The following is a 2493-nucleotide window of genomic DNA, read 5'->3' as shown; positions in this document are numbered from 1 at the left end:
ACGCAGGGGTGGCATTGTTAGTCCGGGTTGGCTGGCGTCGTCAATTTCTGCGTCCGTTTGCGCATTGATTCACCCTTCAGATTGATCCGGTAAGCGTTGTGCACCAGGCGGTCGAGGATAGCGTCGGCCAGGGTCGGATCGCCGATCAGTTCGTGCCAGTTGTCCACCGGCATCTGGCTGGTAACGATGGTCGAGCGCTGGCCGTAGCGGTCGTCCAGTAGCTCCAGCATGTCGCGCCGCTGTTCGGCGGTGAACGGGGCCAAGCCCCAGTCATCGAGGATCAGCAGGTCGGTCTTGGCGTAGCTGCTCATCAGCTTGGCGAAGCGCCCGTCGCCATGGGCCAGACCCAGTTCTTCCAGCAAACGCGGCAAGCGCAGGTAACGCACGCTGTAGCCTTCTCGGCAGGCCTGGTGGGCCAGGGCGCAGGCCAGCCAGGTTTTACCGACACCGGTGGGGCCGCCGATGATCAGGTTGAGGCCGTCGCGTAGCCACTGGCCGCCGCTCAGTTGCAGGATCAGCGCCTTATCCAGCCCGCGCGGGCTGCGGTAGTCGATGTCTTCGAGGCAGGCGTTGTGCTTGAGCCGGGCCTGGCGCAGGCGGCTGCTCAGGCGCTTGTCGTCGCGTTCAGTCAGCTCGCGGTCGACCAGCAGGCCGAGGCGTTCCTCGAAGCTCAGGCTGTCGATGTCCGGGGTTTTCAGTTGTTCGTTCAGCGCCTTGAGCATGCCGTGCAGGCGCAGGGTTTGCAGCTTGTCCAGGGTCGGATGGGGCAGCATGGTGGGATTCCTTGTGTTCAGTGGTAGTAGCCGGGGCCGCGCAGGTTGGCGTGGTCGTCCGGCAGCAGGGGCAGGTGCTGCTGGGCCAGCGGCAGGTTCTCCAGCCCCTGGCGCAGGATCGATTCGAGGCTCTTGTAGCTGCACGTGCCGAGGCTGATGGCGCGACGGCAGGCCAACTCCAGGCGCACTTCGCCGTGGGTTTTGCCCAGGCGCAGGATGCCCAGGCAGGCCCGGTAGCCCTGCTGCGGATGGATGCGCCGTTCGAGGATGTGCCGGATCACGCCGGCGGTGTTCGGCCCGGTCTGCTCGGCCCAGCGGATCAGCCGTTGTGGCGTCCACTCGGCATGCTCGCGATGGCTCTTGGGCATGTGCTCGGCCTGCGTGCTGTGCCGGCCCTTGTGCATTGAGCGCAGGTGGCTGGCCACTCGCTGGTTGGCGTGGAAACACTCGACGGTGCGCGCCGTCAGGCGCACCTCCAGCTGCTTCTTCACCAGTTGATACGGCACCGAGTAGTAATGCCCATCGACCTCGACGTGGTAGTCGATGTGCACCCGCGCTTTCTTCCACTCGGCGTAGACGTAGGGTTGCTCCGGCAGGGGGCGCAGCGCCGGACGATCCAGGCTGTCGAAGGCCGTCTGGCGCGAGCCCGGCAGCTTCTTGAACGGGCGTTGGTTGAGCCGCTCCAGCAACACGGAGATGGCGCTGTTGAGTTCGTCCAAGGAGAAGAACTGACGGTTGCGCAGGGCCGCGAGGATCCAACGCTCGACCACCTGCACGCCGACTTCGGCCTTGGCCTTGTCGCGCGGTTTGCGTGCCCGCGCCGGCACCACCGCCACTCCGTAGTGCTCGGCAAGGTCGCGGTAGCTGGGGTTGATGTCCGGCTCGTAACGATGGGCCTTGCTCACCGCGCTGCGCAGGTTGTCCGGCACCACGATCTCCGGCACGCCGCCGAGGAAGGCGAAGCAACGGGTATGCGAGCCTAGCCAGTCCGGCAGCTGCTGCGACCAGGTGGCTTCGGCGAAGGTGTAGCTGGACGCGCCGAGCACCGCGACGAACACCTGCGCCTGGCGGATCTCGCCGCTGTGGCGGTCGATAACCGGCACCGTCTGGCCGGCATAGTCGACGAACAGCTTCTCGCCGACGCGGTGCTCCTGACGCATCACCACGTCCAGCTTGCCCTGCCAGGCCCGGTAGTGCTCACAGAACCAGCTGTACTGAAAGCCCTGCGGCTGGCTCAGGCGGTACTCCTGCCAGAGCAGCGCCAGGGTCACCCCGGGGCGGCGCAGTTCGGCATGCACCCATGCCCAATCGGGTAAAGGCCGCTTCTCGCTGGCAACCGCCGGGGCCGGCGGGAACAGTTGCTGCTCCAACTCGGCATCGGACAACGAACAGGGCCAACTGAGACCACTGGCGGCAAAACGATTGAGGTAGTCGCCGACGGTGACACGACCGACCTGCACGCTGACCGCAATCTGGCGAGCTGATAGTCCGACCTCGAACTTGAGACGTAGTACTTCGCGAATCTTACGCATGGATAAACGCTCCACGACGACCTCTCTGCTTCGAAAAAGAGGTCGATGGTAGTGAAGAAATCCTGCGTAGCTGCCTGCCCGGTTGAGTGGCCGGATGGCCGTGGAATCAGTGGCCGGATGCGCGTGGAATGGGTGGCCGGATCAGCGTGGAATCGGTGGTCAGATGCTCATGGAATGGGTGGCCAGAT

At 65.0% G+C, this 2493-nt stretch carries 2 protein-coding genes; both read right to left on the bottom strand.

The features are described from left to right. Nucleotides 1-17: 17 nt before the first annotated feature. Nucleotides 18-773, bottom strand: coding sequence for an IS21-like element ISPpu7 family helper ATPase IstB (gene istB / locus G7020_RS23650; protein ID WP_003290589.1), 756 nt, complete (start codon nucleotides 771-773; stop codon nucleotides 18-20). A 17-nt stretch (nucleotides 774-790) separates the two neighbouring features. Next, nucleotides 791-2305 carry an IS21-like element IS1491 family transposase gene (gene istA, locus G7020_RS23645; RefSeq protein WP_019364253.1) on the bottom strand — a complete coding sequence of 505 codons (1515 nt, stop codon included), beginning with the start codon at nucleotides 2303-2305 and terminating at the stop codon, nucleotides 791-793. Nucleotides 2306-2493: the final 188 nt, after the last annotated feature.

Source organism: Stutzerimonas stutzeri (assembly GCF_013522825.1).
In the GTDB taxonomy this organism is placed as follows: Bacteria; Pseudomonadota; Gammaproteobacteria; order Pseudomonadales; family Pseudomonadaceae; genus Stutzerimonas; species Stutzerimonas stutzeri_AK.
The sequence above is the reverse complement of the archived record's forward strand: the minus strand, read 5'-3'. Positions and strand labels throughout refer to the sequence as shown.

Coding starts and splice junctions, on each gene's coding strand:
- istB (WP_003290589.1), bottom strand. CDS start 773: ATGCTGCCCCATCCGACCCTGGACAAGCTGCAAACCCTGCGCCTGCAC.
- istA (WP_019364253.1), bottom strand. CDS start 2,305: ATGCGTAAGATTCGCGAAGTACTACGTCTCAAGTTCGAGGTCGGACTA.